1 protein-coding gene is annotated in these 640 nt (G+C 64.7%); it reads left to right on the top strand.

Features of this window, described 5'->3' with window-relative positions:
- Nucleotides 1-640: AMP-binding protein (locus F0Q45_RS26510; protein WP_149656652.1), on the top strand; the 640-nt coding region annotated here is incomplete at both ends.

Below are 640 nucleotides of genomic sequence, written 5' to 3' on the forward strand. Positions count from 1 at the left end.
GTCGACTGTGCCGGAGTTGTTTGCCGCGCAGGTAGCGCGCGGGCCGGGGGCGCCGGCGCTGACGTTTGATGGCGTTACGTTGAGCTATGGCGAGGTGGAGGCGGCTGCTGTTCGGCTGGCGCGGGTGTTGGCTGGCTGTGGGGTTGGTCGCGGTGATGTGGTGGCGTTGTTGTGTGAGCGTTCGGCTGATGCGGTGATCGCGATTTTGGCGGTCCTTAAGTCGGGGGCGGCGTATTTGGCGATCGACCCGGCGTTGCCGGATGCCCGCATCGGGTTCATGGTTGCTGATGCTGCTCCGGTGCTGGCGCTGACGACTGTTGGGCTGCGCTCGCGGTTGGCTGCATATGACTTGGCGGTTGTCGATGTCGCTGACGCGCACCACCCCGGCGGCGGGGCTGCTCGATTGGTTGTCGCGCCGCCGTTGCCTGAGGACATCGCCTACCTGATCTATACCTCGGGTACCACTGGGACGCCGAAAGGTGTGGCGATTAGCCATCGCAACATCACGGCGCTGCTTGCCTCGCCGGACCTGTTCACCCCGGTAGCCGGACAGACTGCGATCCAATGCCACTCCTACGGTTTCGACATTTCGGTGTGGGAGATCTGGGGTGCGTTACTGCATGGCGCCCGGCTGGTCGTG

This window comes from Mycobacterium simiae, from assembly GCF_008370645.1.
Lineage (GTDB): Bacteria > Actinomycetota > Actinomycetes > Mycobacteriales > Mycobacteriaceae > Mycobacterium > Mycobacterium simiae_A.